We start from the raw sequence: 18,290 nt of genomic DNA, 5'->3' as shown, positions 1-18,290 counted from the left end.
GGGGGCTTCTCAGCGGCTCCTCCCCAGGGGCTCCGGTTGCTCACTCCTCGAACAACGCCTCCTGCTCACCCTCCTCCTGCCTGCGCAGCCGCTTGTTCCGCATGCCGATGACCACCGCCGTGACCGCCGCCGTCGCGCCGAGCGACACCGGGACCATCCAGCCGCGGTCGACCGTGTGGCCGAGGGCGTGGTCGAGGGAGAGGCGGCCCGGGCCGGTGATGGCGAGGCCCGCGGCGGCCAGGCCCAGGGAGGCCGCGTGCTCGTAGCCGCCACTCATCGCGAAGAAGCCGTTGGGGACGTGCACCGCGGACGCGCCCGCCATCGCGCCGGCCGCCGCCGCACCCGCCGCCGGGGTGGCCAGGCCCAGCGCCAGCAGCGTGCCGCCGCCGGCCTCCGCCAGGCCCGCCGCCGTCGCGCTGGCCTTGCCGGGAGCGTAGCCGACGGACTCCATGAACTGGCCGGTCCCCTCCAGGCCGTGCCCGCCGAACCAGCCGAACAGCTTCTGCGCGCCATGGGCCGCCAGCACTCCGCCGGTGCCGAGCCGGAGCAGCAGCAGTCCCAGATCACGACGGTCGTAACAGGTCACGGTGACTCCCTGAGCAGAGAACGGCGGACGTAGGAGAACAGGAACGGAACTAGGAACGGAGCAAGGAACAGAACGGAAACAGCCCCCTCCGCGTTTCCACCGTCGCACCACTCACACCCGTCCGGCCCGTCCTGGACGCCGTTCGGGTGGCGGGGCCCGGACCGCGATGTGAGGGTGGCCCGTATGGCGATCCAGATCGACAGACTCAGCGACCCGGCCGTGCGGGCCTTCGTCGCCGCCGTCAACGCCCATGACGAAGAGGCGTTCCGCAGCCTGCTCACCCCCGACGCGACCATGGCGGACGACGGCTCCGACCGTGACCTCGCCCAGTGGGCCGACCGGGAGATCTTCTCCTCCCACGGCCACATGGACGTCACCAAGGAGTCGGCGGGCGGGCGCGCCCTCATCGCCGACTACCGCAACGACACCTGGGGCGAGATGCGCACCAGGTGGAGCTTCGTCGTCGAGGACGACGGCCGGATCTCCCGTTTCGAGACCGGTCAGGCATAGCGAGGGACCACGGCCGAGGGGCCGTTCACCGCCGGGCAGGCGGTCAACGGCCCCTCCGGTTACGGGAGTTCACCAGGAGCGGGCGACCGCCTGTTCCGTCAGGGTGAGTTGACCCGCCTTGATGGTGGCCAGGCGCGGGGCCCGGCGGGCGATCGACGAGTCGTGGGTGACCATGATGAACGTCAGCCCGTACTCGTGCCACAGCCCTTCGAGCACCTCCATGATCTCGTCGCGCATGCCCTCGTCGAGGTTGCCTGTGGGCTCGTCGGCGAGCAGCACCTTCGGCTTCTTGACCAGCGCGCGGGCGATCGCCACGCGCTGCTGCTGGCCGCCGGAGAGTTCCGCCGGGGCGTGCGTGAGGCGCTCGCCCAGGCCGACCGAGCGCAGGGCCTCCGCCGCGCGCTCGCGCCGCTCCGCGGGCTTCACCCCGAGCGGGACGAGCGCCGTCTCGACGTTCTCCTGCGCGGTCAGCGTCGGGATGAGGTTGAACGACTGGAAGATGATGCCGATCTTCTCGGCGCGCAGCCGGGTCAGCTTCGCCTCGCTGATCCGCGCGAGGTCGACGCCGTCCAGCTCGACGCTGCCCTCGGTCGGGCGGTCGAGGCCGCCGATCATCTGGAGCAGCGTCGACTTGCCGCCGCCCGTGGGGCCCTGGATGACGAGCTGGTCGCCCTCCGCGATCGTGAGGTCGATGCCGCGCAGCGCCTCGACCGTCTCCTTGCCGCGCGTGTAGCGCTTGGTGACGCCGGTGAGGTTGTACATGGGGTCTCCGGGTTCTCCGTGTTCTCCGTGAGGGATGTGACGACTGGTCGGGACGCGGGTCAGGAGACGCTGCGCAGAGCGTCCGCCGGGCGCATCCGGGAGGCGCGCCAGCCGCCCATCGCGCCGGCGATCAGACCGCCGGCGACCGCCAGGCCCACCGCGAGCGCGATCGTGGTGACGGAGACGGGGGCCGAGAGGGCGATCTCCATCGTGTTCGACGCGGACTGCTGACCGGGACCGCCGCCGCCGGGGCCGCCGCCCATGCCGCCACCGCCGCCGGTGTTGCCGAGCTCGGCGGTCAGCTTCGGGCTGATCGCGGTCACCGTGTAGGCGGCCGCCAGGCCCAGACCGATGCCGAGGGCGCCGCCGAGGAGACCGTTGACCATGGACTCGCCGACGACCTGCCGGGTCACCCGGCGGCTCGGCCAGCCGAGCGCCTTCAGGGTGCCGAACTCGCGCACCCGGCGGGACACCGCCGAGGAGGTGAGCAGCGCGGCCACCAGGAACGCGGCGACGAGGACGGCGATCGACAGCCACTTGCCGACGCTGGTCGCCAGGTTGGAGGCGGTGGAGAGGGAACCGGACACGGTCTCCGCGAGGTCGGCGGAGGTCGTCACGGTCGTGCCGGAGATGTTCTTCTGGATCGTCGCCTTGACGGTGTCGATCTGCTGGGAGTCGGTCGCCTTGACGTAGATCGTGGTGACCTGGTCCGCCGCGTCGGCGAGGGTCTGCGCCTGCTTCAGCGGCAGGTAGACGTCCGTGGTGGAGTCACTGCTGTCAGGGGTGGCGATACCGATGATCTTGTACTTGGTGCTGGAGATCGTCAGCGTCGAACCGACCTTGTACGAGTTCTCCTTGGCGTACGACTTGCTGACGACGGCGACCTTGGCGTTCGCCTGCGCCGAAGTGAACGTCACGCCCGAGGAGATCTTCGAGCTCGCCAGCGGGCCGAGGTCCTGGTTGGTGACGTCGACACCGGCCACGGAGTACGAGTTGACGTCGAAGGAGGCGCCGCCGCCCTGGACCTGCGGGGCCGCGGTGGACCCGCCCCCGCTGCCACCGCCGGGGCCGCCCTGGCCGCCGTTGCCGCTGGTTCCGCTGGAGCTCTGTGCCTTGCCCTGGGTGAAGGAGCCGTCGACCTTGGTGACGTTCAGGGTGAGCGCGCCGACCGCGGCCGCCACGCCCTTCTGGTCGGCGACCTGCGTGACGAGCGCGGCCTTCAGGGCCTGACCGCCCTGCGTCGAGACCCGGTCCGAGCTCTGCTCCGTGTCGTCGTCGTCCTCGCCCTTGGCGTCGAACTCGAATCTGGGGCCGCCGGAACTGTTGGCCGTGGGCGCCGTGCGGGCCTTGGTGACGGTCATGTCGGTGCCGAGACCGTACAGCGACTGAAGGACCTTGTCCTGAGCCTGTGTCATGCCGGCCGACACCGAGTTGACGGTGATGACCAGCGCGATTCCGAGCGCCAGACCCAGTGCGATGACCAGGGCGGCCTTCTTGCGCCGGCCCAGTTCACGCTTGAGATAGATGCCAAACATCCCGTTCCCTAAGGTTCTTGGCGCCCTCTGTGGGCGCGGCCACAACCTAGGGAGAAACCTTTGAGTCATCCTGAGTAAAAGATGTGTAAGGACTGAGAATGCGGAGCGCCGGATCAGAATTCCTTGAGACAGCTGATTCCTAGGCTGTGGAGGGGCTTTTCCCAGGTGGCAGCGGTTGGCTGGGGACTTCCTTTTTCCCCGAATCCCCTTGTACGGTCCCGCAGTGCACGCATTCTCGCGCCCTTCCCCGCGCCTGTCCCGGCGCTCCCTGCTGGCCCTCGCGGCCACTACGGCCACCGCGCCTCTGACCGCCGCACCGCTCGCCGCGACACCGGCCGCGGCCGCCTCCGACGTGGTGGTCGGCGGCGCGCGGCTCGTCGCCGACGGCGTTCAGGTGAACGGGGGCGGCGCCCTGCCGAAGAAGCTCACCGCCCGGGCCTGGCTGCTCGCCGACCAGGACAGCGGCGAGGTGCTCGCCTCCTTTCGCGCGCATCTGCGGGTCGCGCCGGCCTCCACGCTGAAGATGCTGTTCGCGGACACCCTGCTGGACAGGTTCGAGCGCACCGAGCGCTACCGGGTGACCGACGCGGACCTGGCCGGCATCCCGTCCGGCTCCAGCCTCGTCGGCGTCAGGGCCGGGATCACCTACACCGTCGAGCAGTTGTGGCAGGGCGTGTTCCTGCGCTCGGGCAACGACGCCGTGCAGGTGCTCGCCCGGATGAACGGCGGGGTCGCGAAGACGGTCGCCGAGATGCAGGCGAGAGCGATCGACCTCCAGGCGCTGGACACCCATGTCGTCAGCCCCGACGGCTACGACCACGACGGTCAGCTGTCCTCCGCCTACGACCTCGCCCTCTTCGCCCGGCACGGGTTGCGTGACGCCGACTTCCGCGCCTACTGCGGCACCAGGGCCGCCGAGTTCCCGGCCGGTGGCGGGAAGACCGTCCGGATCGAGAACACCGACCGGCTGCTGTCGGGCACGTACGGGGTGACGCCGTATCCGGGCATGATCGGCGTGAAGAACGGTTTCACCAGCAACGCCGGCAACACCTTCACCGGCGCCGCGACCCGCGCGGGCCGCACCCTCGTCGTCACCGTGCTGCATCCGAAGAGCGGCCACAACGCCGTCTACGAGGAGACGGCCGCGCTGCTCGACTGGGGGTTCGCGCAGGGGAGTTCGGCACGGGCGGTGGGGACGCTGGTCGAGGCGTTGAGCGAGGGCGGGGCCAGGGCGAGCGGGTCGTCCGCGGGGAAGGCGCCGCATGCCGGGGCGGAGGCCTCGGCGGCGGACGGCGCGGGCGCGGAAGGCTGGGGCGCGCTCGGCGGGGCCGCGGGGGCGGTGGCGCTGCTGGCGGGCGGGGTGTACGCGCTGCACCGGCGTCGGCGCCGCTCCGGCGAGGTGCCGCCGGCGGGTTGATGGTGCGGCAGCCGTCCCACGGCGCCGGTGCGTACCTCGCGGTCCCGGCGAGGTCCACCCCCACCCGGTGCCCTGGGACGGCTGCCCCTCCCCCCTCGGTGTGGCTTGTGGTGGTGCGGGGCGGAACTGTCGTACATCAAGTGTGAAGTTCTCGTGGAGAAGAGTTGAGCATAGGTCCGTCACCGGCCGCAATGGTGCGGACGAAGAAACTCCGCTTGTGCAGGTTGAGGAGTTGACGACCTGTGGGCGGCCGGCGCGCCGATCACGGCCGGTCCTCGGCCGGCGTCCTCAGCCTCGTCCCACGTACGGCATCGCCGTCGCCAGCACCGTCGCGAACTGCACGTTCGCCTCCAGCGGCAGCTCCGCCATGTGCCGCACCGTGCGCGCCACGTCGGCGACGTCCATCACCGGTTCCGGCGCGGTCTCGCCGCTCGCCTGCAGCGCGCCCGTCTGCATCCGGGCCGTCATGTCGGTGGCCGCGTTGCCGATGTCGATCTGGCCCACCGCGATGCCGTACGCCCGGCCGTCCAGCGAAAGGGACTTCGTCAGGCCGGTGAGGGCGTGCTTGGTCGCCGTGTAGGGCGCCGACAGCGGGCGGGGCGTGTGCGCCGAGACGGACCCGTTGTTGATGATCCGGCCGCCCCGCGGATCCTGCTCCTTCATCTGCCGGTACGCCCCTTGCGCGCAAAGGAACGCCCCGTTGAGGTTGGTGTCCACCACGTGCCGCCAGGCGTCGTAGGGGAGTTCCTCGAACGGCACGCCGCCCGGCCCGAACGTACCGGCGTTGTTGAACAGCAGGTCCAGGCGCCCGAAGCGGTCCCGCACGGCGTCGAAGAGGGCCGTCACCTCTTCCGGGCGTGAGACGTCCGTCCGTACGGCGAGATGCGCGCCCTCGGGCACCAGTGCGGCCGTCGCCTCCAGGGTCTCGGCGCGCCGCCCGGCCAGCGCCACCGACCAGCCCGCGCGCAGCAGTTCCACGGACACCGCCCGTCCGATCCCGGAACCGGCGCCGGTGACGATCGCGATCTTCGTCCGTCCGGCGGAGCGACCGGCGGCCCGGGTGCCCTGGACGGTCTGGGCTGCCTGGGTGTTCTCGGCGGTCTCGGCGGTCTCGGCGGTCTCAGGGTTCTCGGGGTTCTCGGCATTCATGGGCCCGCAGCGTACGTGAGCCCCCACCCTCGGATCCGGCATGCGGAACGCACGCGTCCGACATCCGACTGTTGTGTACGCGCCAACCCGGCGACGCCCCCGAGCCGTCTCAGGCCACTCCAATGCCTTCTGCCGCCACTTTTCAGGGGAGGACCGGAATGACACCCGCAGCCCACCAGTCCCAGCACGCCCCCGAACTCCGCGCCACCGCACGCCATTTGGGGCGCCGCCGCTTCCTCACCGGTACCGCGGCCGCGGCCGCGCTCGCCTTCACGGTGAACCTGCCCGCCGCCGGTACCGCGGCCGCCGCCGAACTCGACCCGGCGCGGCTCACCGATGACCCCTTCACCCTCGGCGTCGCCTCCGGCGACCCGCTGCCCGGCTCCGTCCTCCTCTGGACCCGCCTCGCGCCCGCCCCGTACCAGGCGGACGGCGGACTGCCCGCCCAGCGGATCACCGTGCACTGGGAACTGGCCCGCGACGAGACCTTCCGCCGGCCCGTCAGACGCGGCACCACCCTCGCGCACCCGGAGTTCGGCCACAGCGTGCACGTCCAGGTGGACGGCCTCGAGAACGACCGGGTGTACTACTACCGCTTCAAGGCGGGCACCTGGATCAGCCGCCCCGGCCGCACCCGGACCGCCCCCGCCCCCGGCGCGAAGACGGCCGCCCTCACCGTCGGCGTGGTCTCCTGCCAGCGCTACGACCAGGGCTACTTCACCGCGTACAAGCACCTCGCCGAGGACGACGTGGACCTCGTCCTGCACCTCGGCGACTACCTCTACGAGTACGCCGTCAGCGGTGTCGGAGGCGCCCGCGCCTACCCGGCCGGGACCGTGCCCGCCGTCTACGGCCACGAGATGGTGACGCTGGACGACTACCGCCTCAAGTACGCGCTGTACAAGTCCGATCCCGACCTGCTGGCCGCGCACGCCGCCCACCCGTTCGTCGTCACCTGGGACGACCACGAGACCGAGAACAACTACGCGGGCGCGGTGTCGGAGAACGACGACCCCGCCGAGGAGTTCCTCATCCGCCGGGCCGCCGCCTACCGCGCCTACTGGGAGAACCAGCCGCTGCGCCGCCCGCAGCTCCCCGACGGCCCCGACCTCAGGCTCTACCGGCGCCTGCACTGGGGCCGGCTCGCCCAGTTCGACGTCCTCGACACCCGCCAGTACCGCTCCGACCAGGCGTACGGCGACGGCTGGCGGGTCCCCGGCCCTGAATCGCAGGACCCGGCCCGCACCCTGACCGGCGGCGCCCAGGAGCGCTGGCTGATCGACGGCTGGCACCGCTCGCGCGCCCTGTGGAACGTGGTCCCGCAGCAGGTCACCTTCGCCCAGCGGTACAACTCCACCACCGTGCCCTCCCAGGTCTCCATGGACTCCTGGGACGGCTACCCGGCCTCCCGCGAGCGGATCCTGACCGGCGCGCAGGCCGCCGGCGTCGAGAACCTGATGGTCCTCACCGGCGACGTCCACGTGCACTACGGCTTCGACATCAAGAAGGACTTCGCCGACCAGGCGTCGAAGACGCTCGGCACGGAGATCGTCACCTCGTCGATCTCCAGCGGCGGCAACGGCTCGGCGAAGCCCGCCAACTGGGCCACCTTCATGGCTGCCAACCCGCACCTGAGGTTCTACAACGGCCTGCGCGGCTACGCGACCGTCTCGCTCGGCCGCGACCTCGCCCGCGCCGACTACAAGACCGTCCCGTACGTCACCACGCAGGGCGCCCCCGTCACCACGGCCGCCTCCTTCGTGACGGAGGTCGGCGACCAGGGGCTCAAGCCCGCCTGAGCAGCCTGCGCCACGACGCTCACGGGGCCGGCGGCCAGGCGTCGCCCCAGTCGGCGTCCCGGGCCGCCCGGTACACGTCGCCGTGCTTCTTCGTCACCGTCGTACGGCTCAGCCGCTCCTCGGCCTCGCACAGGTCGAGGAGCACCTGGCCCTTGCGGATCTGCGGTCGCCGGACCACCCGGGAGGAGACGGGGGAGACGGGGAAACGGGCCGCGGCGACATAGCTGAACTTCTCGTCCTCGTAGGGCAGCGAGCCGCCCTTGACCTGCCGGTGCAGGGAGGAGCGGCTGACCCGCGCCGAGAAGTGGCACCAGTCCGTGCCGGGCACGATGGGACAGGCCGCGCTGTGCGGGCAGGGCGCGGCGACCCGGAACCCGGCGGCGATCAGCCGGTCGCGGGCCTCGATCACCCGGGCGTAACCGTCGGGGGTGCCCGGCTCGACGATCACCACGGCCTGCGCGGCCGACGCGGCGGCGTCCACCAGCACGGCCCGGTCGGGAGCCGCCAGCTCGTTGAGGACGTAGGAGACGGTGACCAGGTCCGTGGGGTCCAGGGCGAGGGCAGTGCCGATGCGGGCGCGTTGCCAGCGGGCGTCGCGCAGCGCCGGGTTCGCCGCGGCGACCTCGCGGCCGAGGGCCAGGGCGGGCTCCGCCCAGTCGAGCACGGTCACCGGGCGCGTCCCCTCCCAGGTGGAACTCACCGCCCAGGTCGCCGCGCCCGTGCCGCCGCCGATGTCCACATGACCGGCCGGCGACCACTGCGGCACGGCGTCCGCGAACGCCTCCAGCGCCGACCGCACCGCCTCGAAGGTCGCCGGCATCCGGTACGCGGCGTACGCGACCACGTCCGCCCGGTCGCGCAGGATGGGGGCGTCGGTGGGGGTGGCGCCCCGGTAGCTGGCGATGAGCCGCTCGACGGCCTGTCCGGCCTGCTTGGGCGGCAGCCCGTCGAGCAGGTCCGTCAGGGCGCCGCGGAGGGTCTCGGAAACGGATACGGAGACGTTCACCCCCGGATTTTCTCAGGTCCGGGCCACTGCCCTCACCGCACCGCCCTCACCGCACCGCCCCCACGGCTGCCCTCACCGCACCGCCATCGCCAACCGCGTCCCCACCAGAGCCCGCGGCCCGCTGTCCGGCACCCGTCGCCTCGGATGCACCGTGTTCGCCAGCAGCACCACGAACGTGTCCGTCGCCGGATCCAGTACCAGCGAGGTCCCGGTGAATCCCGTGTGTCCCGCCGCGCCCTCGCCCGCCAGCTCGCCCATGAACCACGACTGGTCCACCGCGAAGCCCAGCCCCGGCGGGGTCAGCAGGAGTTCCACGAAGTCGGGGCCGAGGATCCGGGCGGGACCGTACGAACCGCCCGACAGCAGGGTGCGGCAGAACACCGCGAGGTCGTGGGCCGTAGAGAACAGCCCCGCGTGACCGGCCACACCGCCCAGCGCCCAGGCGTTCTCGTCGTGCACCACGCCCCGCAGCATCCCCCGGTCCGCCTTCGCCCACGGCCGCCGCTGGTCCTCGGTCGCCGCCGCGCCGGGGCACGGGCCGAAGTCGGTCGAGGCCATGCCCAGCGGACGGGTGATCCCCTCCCGCACGAGGACGTCGAGGGTGCGGCCGGTCAGCCGCTCCAGGAGCTGCTGGAGCAGCAGCATGTTCAGGTCCGAGTACATGTACGTGCCCGGTGCGCCGACCGGCGTCTCCGCGCGTAGCAGCGCCCACCGCCGGGTGTCGTCCGCGCATTCGTACAGGGGCAGCTCGGGGCGCAGGCCGGAGGTGTGGGTGAGGAGCTGGCGGACGGTGATGCCGTGGGCGGCGGCCGCCTGGAAGTCGGGCAGATAGGCGCCCACCCGGGCGTCGATGCCGAGGGTGCCGCGCTCGATCTGCTGCACCGCGGCCACCGAGGTGAACAGCTTGGTGAGGGACGCCAGGTCGAAAGGGGTGTCGACGGTCATCGGGATCCGCGCCCCGGCCGGGAGCTCCACCCCCTCGTCGGCCGCCGGGTCGTACGCCGAGTACCGCACCGCCCAGCCCACCGCCTCCCGCACGGCGATCACCGGGCCGCGCCCGGCGACCACGACGGCGCCCGCCGCCCAGGGCCGGTCGCCGGTGGTGAGGTCCACGACGTCGCGGACCAGGAGCCGCGTCTCCGCCGGGTCGAGCCCGGCCCGTTCCGGTGTGTCGACGCGCAGTCTCGGTGCGCTCAGCTCACTGCTCCTTCCGCGCCCGTCTTCGTCCAGGGACGGCACATTCCCACGAAGCAGGCCACCGCCACCAGTGCGGCAGCCAACTGGACGACGGCCATCGGGACGGCCGTGTGCTCGCCGGCGATCCCGACGAGCGGCGAGGCGATCGCGCCGATGAGGAAGGAGGACGTACCGAGGAGTGCGGAGGCGGACCCGGCGGAGTGCCGGACCCGCATCAGGGCGAGGGTCTGCGCGTTGGGCAGCGTGACGCCCATCGCGGACATCAGGACGAACAACGCGGCGGCCACCGGCGCCAGTCCGACCTCGCCGAACACACCCGTCGTCATCAGCAGCAGGGCGGTCGCGGCCAGCACGACCACCGAAAGACCGACGGCCAGGACCCGGTCCAGCCGGACGCGGCCCACCAGCACCCTGCCGTTGACCTGGCCGATCAGTACGAGTCCGACCGAGTTCACGCCGAACAGCAGGCCGAACGTCTGCGGGGAGGCGCCGTAGATCTCCTGGACCACGAACGGCGAGGCGCTGATGTACGCGAACAGCGCGGCGAAGGTGAAACCGCCCGTGAGCATGTACCCGGTGAAGGGCAGGTCGCCGAGGAGCCGGCGCATCGAGCGCAGGGCCTCGCCGACCCCGCCCGCGTGGCGCTCGGCGACGGGCAGCGTCTCCGGCAGCCGGGTCCACACCAGCACGGTCAGTAGCAGCCCCACCCCCGTGAGGAGCACGAACACGCCCCGCCAGTCCGTCGCCCGCAGAATCTGCGCGCCGATCAGCGGCGCCACGACCGGGGCGACCCCGGAGATCAGCATCAGAGTGGAGAAGAACCGGGCCATCGCGACGCCGTCGTACAGATCGCGTACGACGGCCCGCGCGATCACGATCCCGGCCGCGCCCGCGAGCCCCTGCAGCAGCCGGCAGGCGACCAGCAGCTCGACGGTGGGCGCCAGGGCGCACAGGGCGGTCGCCACGACGTAGACGACGAGTCCGGCCAGCAGCGGGCGCCTGCGCCCCCACCGGTCGCTCATCGGGCCGACCACCAGCTGCCCCAGCGCCATACCGGCCAGGCACGCGGTCAGCGTGAGCTGCACGGTCGCGGCGGGCGCGTGCAGGGAGCGGGTCACCTCCGGCAGCGCCGGGAGGTACATGTCCATCGAGAGCGGGGGAGTGGCGGTCAGCCCGCCCAGTACGAGGGTGACGAGCAGCCCCGCCCGGCGCCGGGCGGACAGCGTCGGCCCCGCTCCCACGCCCGTGCTCGTCACCCGGTCCGTCACGGCCTTCGGCACCGCGTCAGACATGGCCCCGCCCTCCGGCATCCGGCCGCCCCTCCCTCTCCGACATCTGTGCGACCTATGCTCTCAGCTCGAACACACTGCTGGGACGGCACGAGGACGGGGCAGGGTATGACGACGGACACGGTGCGGTGGGGCATCCTGGCGACCGGCGGGATCGCCGCCGCGTTCACGGCGGATCTGATCGACCTGCCCGACGCGGAGGTCGTCGCGGTCGCCTCGCGCTCCGAGGTCTCCGCGAAGGCGTTCGCCGACCGGTTCGGCATCCCCCGGGCCTACGGCGACCGGGCCGCGCTCGCCGCCGACGAGGACATCGATGTCGTCTACGTCGCCACCCCGCACGCCGCCCACCGCGCCGCCGCCGGACTCTGTCTGGAGGCCGGGCGGAACGTGCTGTGCGAGAAGGCGTTCACGCTGAACCTGCGCGAGGCCGAGGAACTGGTCGCGCTGGCCAGGGAGCACGACCGCTTCCTCATGGAAGCCATGTGGATGTACTGCAACCCGGTGATCCGCCGCCTCAAGGCCCTCGTCGACGACGGCGCGATCGGCGAGGTCCGCACCGTGCAGGCGGACTTCGGCCTCGAAGGCCCCTTCCCGCCCTCGCACCGGCTGCGCGACCCCGCCCAGGGCGGCGGCGCCCTCCTCGACCTCGGCGTCTACCCGGTCTCCTTCGCCCACCTCCTGCTCGGCGCGCCCTCGGGCATCGCCGCCCAGGCCGTCCTGTCCGCCGAGGGCGTCGACCTGCAGACGGCGCTGGCCCTGTCCTGGGACTCCGGCGCGCTCGCCGCCCTGCACTGCTCCGTGGTCGGCGGTACGGGCACCACCGCCTCCGTCACCGGCTCACGCGGCCGGATCGACATCCCGTCCGGCTTCTTCCACCCCGACCGCCTCGTCCTGCACCGCGACGGGCGTGACCCCGAGGAGTTCGCCGCCGACCCGGCCGACGGACCCCGGACGACGTTCCGGCACGAGGCCCGCGAGGTCATGCGCGCGCTGCGGGCCGGCGAGACCGAGTCCCCGCTGGTCCCGCTCGACGGCAGCCTCGCCGTCATGCGGACCCTCGACACGGTCCGCGAGCGGATCGGCGTGCGCTACCCCGGCGAGGACGCGTGACAGTTCGCGAGACGTCCCGTCTCACCGGCTTGGTACCGTCGACCCATGGTCACCCAGTCCGGTAAGCCGGCCCCCGACACCACCCGCCGCAGCGAGCGGTCCCGGCGCGCCATCTACGATGCCGCGCTCGCCCTCGTCGCGGAGACCGGCTACGCGAAGACCACGATCGAGGGCATCGCCGCCCGCGCGGGCGTCGGCAAGCAGACCATCTACCGCTGGTGGGGGTCGAAGGCCGACGTCCTGCTGGAGGCCTTCCTCGACCTCAGCGAACAGGCGGCGCGGGACGCGGGGGCCTCGGCGCAGGAGCCCTACGTCATCCCCGACACCGGCGACCTGGCCGCCGACATCAAGGCCGTCCTGCGGGCCACCGTCGACCAGCTCACGGACCCCAGGTTCGAGGCGCCCTCCCGGGCACTGGCCGCCGAGGGCGTGGTCAACGAACAGGTCGGCCGCGAGTTCACGGCCAAGCTGATGGAACCGTCCATCCAGCTGTACGTCGACCGGCTGCGCGCCGCGCAGGAGGCCGGCCAGGTCCGCGCCGACCTCGACCCGCGCATCGCCCTGGAGTTCTTCATCTCCCCGCTCGCCCAGCGCTGGCTCCAGTACACGGGCCCGATCTCCTACGAGTACACCGACACCCTCGTCGACTACGCGCTCCACGGTCTCGCGCCCCGGTGAGCATGCCGCACATAGGTCACTCTGGCCCCACCCGTCCCACCTGCCCCGATTCACGGCTACGGCCCCCCGATGCGCAGGATGGTGGGACCATGAGGCATGCTGTCCGCACCACAGCGAGGCGAGGGGACAGATGAGCGCGGAGTTCGGCGGCCGGACCGGCCTGTGGGGCAAGATCTCGGAGTGGCTGCGCACGAGCGGCCCGACGGAGGCCGCCGACGACGGCGACCGTGAGGCCCTGCTGCTGGCCGCCGCCGGAGCGGGACTCCCGCTCGCGCCCGCCGCCCACCCGGCCCCCGGCTACGGCTGCTCCTGCGACCGGGTCGGCTGTCCGACCCCCGCCCGGCACCCGGTGTCCTTCGCCTGGCAGACGCAGTCCACGACCGACCGCGCGCAGATCGAGCGCTGGGCCCGCCACCAGCCGCAGGCCAACTTCATCACCGCCACCGGCATGACGCACGACGTCCTCGACGTGCCGCTGGAGGCGGGCCGGCAGGCCCTGGAGCGGCTGCTCGACTCCGGCGTCGAGGTCGGCCCGGTCGCCGAGAGCGACGACGGCCGCATGCTGTTCTTCACCCTCACCCGCGGCACCCCCGAGGACGAGGACGAGTGGTGGCCGTGCGCCCTGGACTGCCACCCCGAGACCATGGACGAGCACCCCGGCCTGCGCTGGCACTGCCGTGGCTCCTACGTCCTGGTACCGCCCGCACGGCTCCCCGGCGACGACGGCCGTTCCGTGCACTGGCTGCGCGGACCGGAGCACGCGCTGCCCGACCCGCTGACCCTCCTCGAAACCCTCACGGACGCCTGCGCCCGCCACGCCGGCCAGGAGCCCGACCACGCGAACACGGCCTGGCCCTCCCGCCACTGACCGCGAGGGGCGGGGGAGCTGCGCGACCGGCCACGACGCCCCCGCAGGTGCACCACGAACCCGCAGACGGTCTTCCGGACTCCGGCGGAGCGCTTACGCGCCCTTCGCCGCCGTCAGGCCCTCCAGACGGCTGAGCATCGACACCTTGCCGTTCCCCGCGCCCTTCGCGGGGGCCAGTGCGACGTCGTTGGCGACGAACTCCATCGTCAGGGACTGCTTGATCTCGCCGGTCGTCAGCGCGGCCACGTTCTTGTTCGGCGTGGGCACGGCGGCGCCCGCCGCGGCCGTCTGCTTCATGTAGTGGTGCGTGGTGAAGAAGACCAGCGCCCCGCCGTCCGCGGTGCGCAGCGCCAGCGGCGCGTAGTCGCCACCGGTCAGCGGCTCGTCGATGTACTGCGTGGCCAGGCCCGGCTTGGTGGCGTTCTTCGCCCGGGTCGAGCGCAGCGCATCGGTGTACGCGCCGTCCGCGAAGGCACCCTTGCCGCTCTGCAGGTACGCCGCGTAGTCCTTGCTCAAGTCCTCGGGAGCGACGGCCAGTTCGGCGGAGTCGGCGGGTACGGCCTCGGCGTGGCCGTCCTTGCCCGCCTGCTTGAACTCCGGTACCGAGCCCGGCGCCACCAGCGTCAGATAGGTCGCCTGCCACGGCTCCGTCCGCTCGCCCCGGCTGAACACCATCAGCCAGCGTGAGTCGCCGCCCTTGTTGCCCTTCGCGTCGGCGACGAACCAGCGCGGCCAGCCCGCCTTCTCGACGATCGTGTACTTCACGTCCGACAGCACCAGCGGGGTGTGCTGCGGGTTGCCGTCCGGGTTGTTGACGCGGCCCGCCTTCAGCCGCGCCTCGTCGATGATCCCGAGGGCACCGGTGGTGTGGTCGGCGTCGAGGGAACTGTCGTACGCCGCGTCGGCCTTGTTGTAGGCGGACGTGAACTGCTCGACCGCCTTCACGGCTTCCGCTTTCGTGGCGGCCGGGAGCAGCTCGAGCTCCCCGTGGACGACCACGCAGCCGCTCGCCGTGAGCGAGACGGCGGTGAGTGACGCCGCTACGAGTGCGTACCGGTCACGTGCGCGGAGCCTTCGACTGCGCGGAACCCCGGTCCTCAGGCTGCGTTCCCTGCTCATCAGGCGACTTCACCTTCCCCTTCCCGGAGGCGAACCCTACCGGGGCGAGGAACAGCGCGAGCGTCGGGACCAGGTACAGCAGCCACACCGTGACCTGGAGGACCGTCGGATCGGGCTGGAAGTTGAACACGCCCTTCAGCAGCGTGCCGTACCAGCTGTCCGGCGGGAGCGTGCCGGTGATGTCGAAGGCCAGGCTGTTCAGGCCCGGGACCAGGTCGGCCTCCTGGAGGTCGTGGACGCCGTACGCCAGCACGCCCGCGGCCACGACCACGAGCATGCCGCCGGTCCAGGTGAAGAACTTGGCGAGGTTGATCTTCAGCGCCCCGCGGTAGAACAGCCAGCCCAGCAGGACGGCGGTCGCCAGGCCCAGGGCCACGCCGATCAGCGGGCGCGGGGTGCCGTCGCCGGCCGCGTGCACCGACGCCCACACGAACAGGGCGGTCTCCAGGCCCTCCCGGCCGACCGCGAGGAAGGCGGTGGCGACCAGGGCGCCGGTGCCCATCGCGAGGGCCGCGTCCAGCTTGCCGTGCAGCTCCGACTTCAGATGCCGGGCGGTGCGCCGCATCCAGAAGACCATCCAGGTCACCAGGCCGACCGCGAGGATCGACAGGGAGCCGCCGAGCGCCTCCTGCGCCTGGAACGTCAGTTCCTGGGAGCCGAATTCGAGGACGCAGCCGAAGCCGAGCGCGAGCGCGACCGCGACACCGATGCCGATCCAGATCGGCTTGAGGGCGTCCCTGCGGTCCGTCTTCACCAGGTAGGCGATGAGGATGCAGACGACGAGGCTGGCCTCCAGGCCCTCGCGCAGTCCGATCAGGTAGTTGGAGAACACGGGCTACGCCTCCTTGGAGAACAGCGTCCGGCCCCACCAGTCGTCCTTGTCACGGACGCCCGGCGGGACGGCGAAGACGGCCGAACCCACGTGCTGGATGTACTCGTTGAGCGCGTCGGACGCGAGGTTGCGCTGGACACGGACGAACCCCTCGCGCACATCGCGCTGGTAGGCGAGGAAGAACAGACCGGCCTCCAGCCGCCCCAGACCGTCGGTGCCGTCGGTGAAGGAGTAGCCGCGGCGCAGGAGCGTCGCCCCGTGGTTGGAGTCCGGGTGCGCGAGCCGTACGTGCGCGTCGGGCTTCATCGCCTTGAGGAACGGCTCGTCGCGCTCCTTGGCCTTGCCGACCGGAGCGCCCTCGCCCTTGTCGCGGCCGAAGATGTCCTCCTGCTCCTGGAGCGAGGTGCGGTCCCAGGTCTCGATGTGCATACGGATCCGGCGGGCGACGAGATAGGAACCGCCCACCATCCAGGCCGAGTTCTCGTCGACGTCCTTCTCGCCGACCCAGACGAACTTCTTCAGCCGGTCGGTCTCGGTGCCCGCGATGTTGCGGGTGCCGTCCTTGAACCCCATCAGGTTGCGCGGGGTCTGTGCGTCGGGCGTCGTGGACGAGGTCTTGCCGAAGCCGAGCTGCGACCAGCGGATGACGACCTTGCCCATGCCGAGCCGGGCCAGGTTGCGGATCGCGTGCACGGCGACCTGCGGATCGTCCGCGCAGGCCTGGATGCACAGGTCGCCGTTGCTGCGGGCCGCGTCGAGCGCGTCCCCGGCGAACGTGGGCAGGTCGACGAGGGCGTCGGGCCGCCGGTCGGCGAGGCCGAGCTTCTTGAACAGCGACGGCCCGAAGCCGACCGTCAGGGTCAGCCGGGACGGCTTGAGGCCCAGGGCCTCGCCGGTGTCGTCCGGCGGCGCCTCGGCGAGACCGCCGAAGGCGCCCTCGCCGACCGCCTTGCCGGCCGTCATCCGGCGGGCCGCCTCCGTCCAGTCCTTCAGCAGCTGGACGAACTCGGCGCGGTCCGTGGTCGTCACGTCGAACGCGGCGAAGTGCAGCCGGTCCTGCACGGGCGTGGCGATGCCCGCCTGGTACGCGCCGTGGAAGCCGACCGCGGCGCCCGCCTCGGCGGCCGCCGGATCGACGTCGTCGCCGGTGCGGGTCATCGCGACCGCGCCGCCGGCCGCGGCGGCGCCGAGCGCGAGCCCGGCACCGCCCCAGCCGATCAGCGACCGCCGGGAAGGCACGCTGCCCTGGGTCTCGGTCATGTCCTGGCCCCTCGGTTACTTCGCCACGGCGGCGGCGAGCTTGGACAGCGGCTCGGCGAGCGCGTTGACCGCGTCGGACAGTTCCTTGCGGTCGGCGGCGGCGACCTTGTCGTACGCGGTGAACGCGTACGAGGACGTGTTCGGGCGGTACTTGTCCAGCAGCGTGTTCAGCGCGGCGAACTGCTTGTCCAGCTCGGTGACCAGGGCCGCGTCGTTCTCCTTGGCGACCGGCTTGAGCAGCTCGTAGGACTTCTGGGCGCCCTCGACGTTGGCCTTGAAGTCGACGAGGTCGGTGTGCGAGTAGCGCTCCTCCTCGCCGGTGACCTTGCCGGTGGCGACCTCGTCGAGGAGCTCCTTGGCGCCGTTGGCCATGGAGGTCGGGGTGATCTCGGCCTTGCCGACCCGCTTCTGCCAGTCGGTCAGGTCGGTGGTGAGCTGGTCGGCGAGGGTCTTCTCCGCGGCGGTGATCTTCTTGTCCTGCCAGAGGGCCTTCTCCAGCCGGTGCCAGCCGGTCCAGGTCTGACCGGCCTCCAGGCCGTCCGCGCGGACGTCGACCTTCGGGTCGATGTCGCCGAAGGACTCCGCGACCGGCTCGGTGCGCTCCCAGCCGATACGGGACGGCGCGTAGGCCGCCTTGGCCGCCTCGAGGTCGCCGGCCTTGACCGCCTTCACGAAGGTCGCGACGAGCGGCAGCGTGGCGTCGGCCTGCTCCTGCGCGTACTCGCGGTAGGCGGCGACCGCCTTGTCCAGGCGCGGGTCACGCTTGGCGACCGAGCCACCGGTGACCTTGAGGTCCTGGCGGATGCCCGTGCCCTTCATGCCGGGCTTGCAGGCGATCTGGTAGTCACCGGCCTTCACCTCGGCGGTGACCCGCTGCTTGGTGCCGGGGCCGATGTTCTCCCGCTCGCTGACGATCCGGTCGTCGGGGAAGAGGATGTAGACCTCCGTGACCTTGGAACCCTTGTTCTCGATGGCGAGCTCGACGTGTCCGGCGGAGATCTCCTTCTTGGAGGTCACGCACTTGGCGTCGGTGGCGGTCACGCTGATGACGCGGTCACCGTCTTTCGCGTCGCTCTTGGAGGTGCAGCCGGTGACGGCGGTCAGTGCGGTCACGGCGGTGACGGCGGTGACGACGGACAGTCTGGCGGCTCGCATTCGGGCTCCCAGCGATGG

At 72.0% G+C, this 18,290-nt stretch carries 17 protein-coding genes; 6 read left to right on the top strand and 11 right to left on the bottom strand.

Annotated features, from left to right (window positions below):
• Positions 1-40 precede the first annotated feature (40 nt).
• Positions 41-586 carry a DoxX family membrane protein gene (locus OG736_RS13890; protein ID WP_327182712.1) on the bottom strand — a complete coding sequence of 182 codons (546 nt, stop codon included), beginning with the start codon at positions 584-586 and terminating at the stop codon, positions 41-43.
• A 183-nt stretch (positions 587-769) separates the two neighbouring features.
• Here OG736_RS13890 and OG736_RS13885 point away from each other — a divergent pair, with 183 nt between their 5' ends.
• On the top strand, positions 770-1,096 hold the full coding sequence (locus OG736_RS13885; protein WP_057599741.1) for a nuclear transport factor 2 family protein: 327 nt from the start codon (positions 770-772) through the stop codon (positions 1,094-1,096).
• Between the two features lie 69 nt (positions 1,097-1,165).
• Here OG736_RS13885 and OG736_RS13880 read toward each other — a convergent pair whose 3' ends face one another.
• Together OG736_RS13880 and OG736_RS13875 are read right to left on the bottom strand one after the other, a co-directional pair.
• Positions 1,166-1,858 (bottom strand): ABC transporter ATP-binding protein, encoded by a 693-nt coding sequence (locus OG736_RS13880; protein WP_020126803.1) that lies wholly within the window; start codon positions 1,856-1,858, stop codon positions 1,166-1,168.
• A 59-nt stretch (positions 1,859-1,917) separates the two neighbouring features.
• Positions 1,918-3,393, bottom strand: a complete 1,476-nt coding sequence (locus tag OG736_RS13875) for an ABC transporter permease (RefSeq protein ID WP_327182711.1) — start codon at positions 3,391-3,393, stop codon at positions 1,918-1,920.
• Positions 3,394-3,616: 223 nt separating this feature from the next.
• Between OG736_RS13875 and OG736_RS13870 the strand changes: the two genes are divergently transcribed.
• The gene (locus OG736_RS13870; RefSeq protein ID WP_327182710.1) at positions 3,617-4,810 is read left to right on the top strand and encodes a D-alanyl-D-alanine carboxypeptidase family protein; all 1,194 of its coding nucleotides are present in this window, start codon (positions 3,617-3,619) and stop codon (positions 4,808-4,810) included.
• A 288-nt stretch (positions 4,811-5,098) separates the two neighbouring features.
• On the opposite strand, the gene OG736_RS13865 is transcribed toward OG736_RS13870, so the two are convergent.
• A complete protein-coding gene (locus OG736_RS13865) occupies positions 5,099-5,959 on the bottom strand; it encodes an SDR family oxidoreductase (protein ID WP_327182709.1) in 861 nt (286 codons plus the stop codon).
• Positions 5,960-6,117: 158 nt separating this feature from the next.
• Between OG736_RS13865 and OG736_RS13860 the strand changes: the two genes are divergently transcribed.
• On the top strand, positions 6,118-7,758 hold the full coding sequence (locus OG736_RS13860; protein WP_327182708.1) for an alkaline phosphatase D family protein: 1,641 nt from the start codon (positions 6,118-6,120) through the stop codon (positions 7,756-7,758).
• A gap of 19 nt (positions 7,759-7,777) precedes the next feature.
• Here the strand turns inward: OG736_RS13860 and OG736_RS13855 are convergent, their stop codons facing one another.
• From OG736_RS13855 to OG736_RS13845, 3 genes are all read right to left on the bottom strand, one after another.
• Entirely contained in the window at positions 7,778-8,764 is a 987-nt protein-coding gene (locus OG736_RS13855) for a small ribosomal subunit Rsm22 family protein (protein WP_327182707.1), read from the bottom strand.
• Positions 8,765-8,836: 72 nt separating this feature from the next.
• Entirely contained in the window at positions 8,837-10,003 is a 1,167-nt protein-coding gene (locus tag OG736_RS13850) for a serine hydrolase domain-containing protein (protein ID WP_327182706.1), read from the bottom strand.
• Entirely contained in the window at positions 9,958-11,271 is a 1,314-nt protein-coding gene (locus OG736_RS13845; protein ID WP_327182705.1) for a multidrug effflux MFS transporter, read from the bottom strand. Before OG736_RS13845 ends, OG736_RS13850 begins: the two co-directional genes overlap by 46 nt.
• An 87-nt stretch (positions 11,272-11,358) precedes the next feature.
• Between OG736_RS13845 and OG736_RS13840 the strand changes: the two genes are divergently transcribed.
• From OG736_RS13840 to OG736_RS13830, 3 genes are all read left to right on the top strand, one after another.
• Positions 11,359-12,360 (top strand): Gfo/Idh/MocA family protein, encoded by a 1,002-nt coding sequence (locus OG736_RS13840; RefSeq protein WP_327182704.1) that lies wholly within the window; start codon positions 11,359-11,361, stop codon positions 12,358-12,360.
• A 45-nt stretch (positions 12,361-12,405) separates the two neighbouring features.
• A complete protein-coding gene (locus OG736_RS13835; RefSeq protein WP_327182703.1) occupies positions 12,406-13,038 on the top strand; it encodes a TetR/AcrR family transcriptional regulator in 633 nt (210 codons plus the stop codon).
• Positions 13,039-13,168: 130 nt separating this feature from the next.
• The gene (locus tag OG736_RS13830; protein WP_327182702.1) at positions 13,169-13,906 is read left to right on the top strand and encodes a bifunctional DNA primase/polymerase; all 738 of its coding nucleotides are present in this window, start codon (positions 13,169-13,171) and stop codon (positions 13,904-13,906) included.
• A gap of 93 nt (positions 13,907-13,999) precedes the next feature.
• On the opposite strand, the gene OG736_RS13825 is transcribed toward OG736_RS13830, so the two are convergent.
• From OG736_RS13825 to efeO, 4 genes are read right to left on the bottom strand one after another with little or no spacing between them, the layout of a single operon-like run.
• Positions 14,000-15,025 (bottom strand): SCO2278 family lipoprotein, encoded by a 1,026-nt coding sequence (locus OG736_RS13825; RefSeq protein WP_327182701.1) that lies wholly within the window; start codon positions 15,023-15,025, stop codon positions 14,000-14,002.
• Positions 14,964-15,857 (bottom strand): iron uptake transporter permease EfeU, encoded by an 894-nt coding sequence (gene efeU / locus OG736_RS13820; RefSeq protein ID WP_327182700.1) that lies wholly within the window; start codon positions 15,855-15,857, stop codon positions 14,964-14,966. The genes OG736_RS13825 and efeU overlap by 62 nt, the downstream gene beginning before the upstream one ends.
• Before the next feature lie 3 nt (positions 15,858-15,860).
• A complete protein-coding gene (gene efeB / locus OG736_RS13815; RefSeq protein WP_327182699.1) occupies positions 15,861-17,117 on the bottom strand; it encodes an iron uptake transporter deferrochelatase/peroxidase subunit in 1,257 nt (418 codons plus the stop codon).
• 15 nt (positions 17,118-17,132) lie between these two features.
• Positions 17,133-18,272 (bottom strand): iron uptake system protein EfeO, encoded by a 1,140-nt coding sequence (gene efeO / locus OG736_RS13810; RefSeq protein ID WP_020126789.1) that lies wholly within the window; start codon positions 18,270-18,272, stop codon positions 17,133-17,135.
• Positions 18,273-18,290 lie beyond the last annotated feature (18 nt).

Origin of the sequence: Streptomyces sp. NBC_01334, from assembly GCF_035983595.1 — a bacterium.
Taxonomy (GTDB): Bacteria; Actinomycetota; Actinomycetes; order Streptomycetales; family Streptomycetaceae; genus Streptomyces; species Streptomyces coriariae.
This window is presented reverse-complemented; position numbering and strand designations above follow the sequence as displayed.

Coding starts and splice junctions, on each gene's coding strand:
- OG736_RS13885 (WP_057599741.1), top strand. CDS start 770: ATGGCGATCCAGATCGACAGACTCAGCGACCCGGCCGTGCGGGCCTTC.
- OG736_RS13880 (WP_020126803.1), bottom strand. CDS start 1,858: ATGTACAACCTCACCGGCGTCACCAAGCGCTACACGCGCGGCAAGGAG.
- OG736_RS13875 (WP_327182711.1), bottom strand. CDS start 3,393: ATGTTTGGCATCTATCTCAAGCGTGAACTGGGCCGGCGCAAGAAGGCC.
- OG736_RS13865 (WP_327182709.1), bottom strand. CDS start 5,959: ATGAATGCCGAGAACCCCGAGAACCCTGAGACCGCCGAGACCGCCGAG.
- OG736_RS13860 (WP_327182708.1), top strand. CDS start 6,118: ATGACACCCGCAGCCCACCAGTCCCAGCACGCCCCCGAACTCCGCGCC.
- OG736_RS13845 (WP_327182705.1), bottom strand. CDS start 11,271: ATGCCGGAGGGCGGGGCCATGTCTGACGCGGTGCCGAAGGCCGTGACG.
- OG736_RS13840 (WP_327182704.1), top strand. CDS start 11,359: ATGACGACGGACACGGTGCGGTGGGGCATCCTGGCGACCGGCGGGATC.
- OG736_RS13835 (WP_327182703.1), top strand. CDS start 12,406: ATGGTCACCCAGTCCGGTAAGCCGGCCCCCGACACCACCCGCCGCAGC.
- OG736_RS13830 (WP_327182702.1), top strand. CDS start 13,169: ATGAGCGCGGAGTTCGGCGGCCGGACCGGCCTGTGGGGCAAGATCTCG.
- OG736_RS13825 (WP_327182701.1), bottom strand. CDS start 15,025: ATGAGCAGGGAACGCAGCCTGAGGACCGGGGTTCCGCGCAGTCGAAGG.
- efeB (WP_327182699.1), bottom strand. CDS start 17,117: ATGACCGAGACCCAGGGCAGCGTGCCTTCCCGGCGGTCGCTGATCGGC.
- efeO (WP_020126789.1), bottom strand. CDS start 18,272: ATGCGAGCCGCCAGACTGTCCGTCGTCACCGCCGTCACCGCCGTGACC.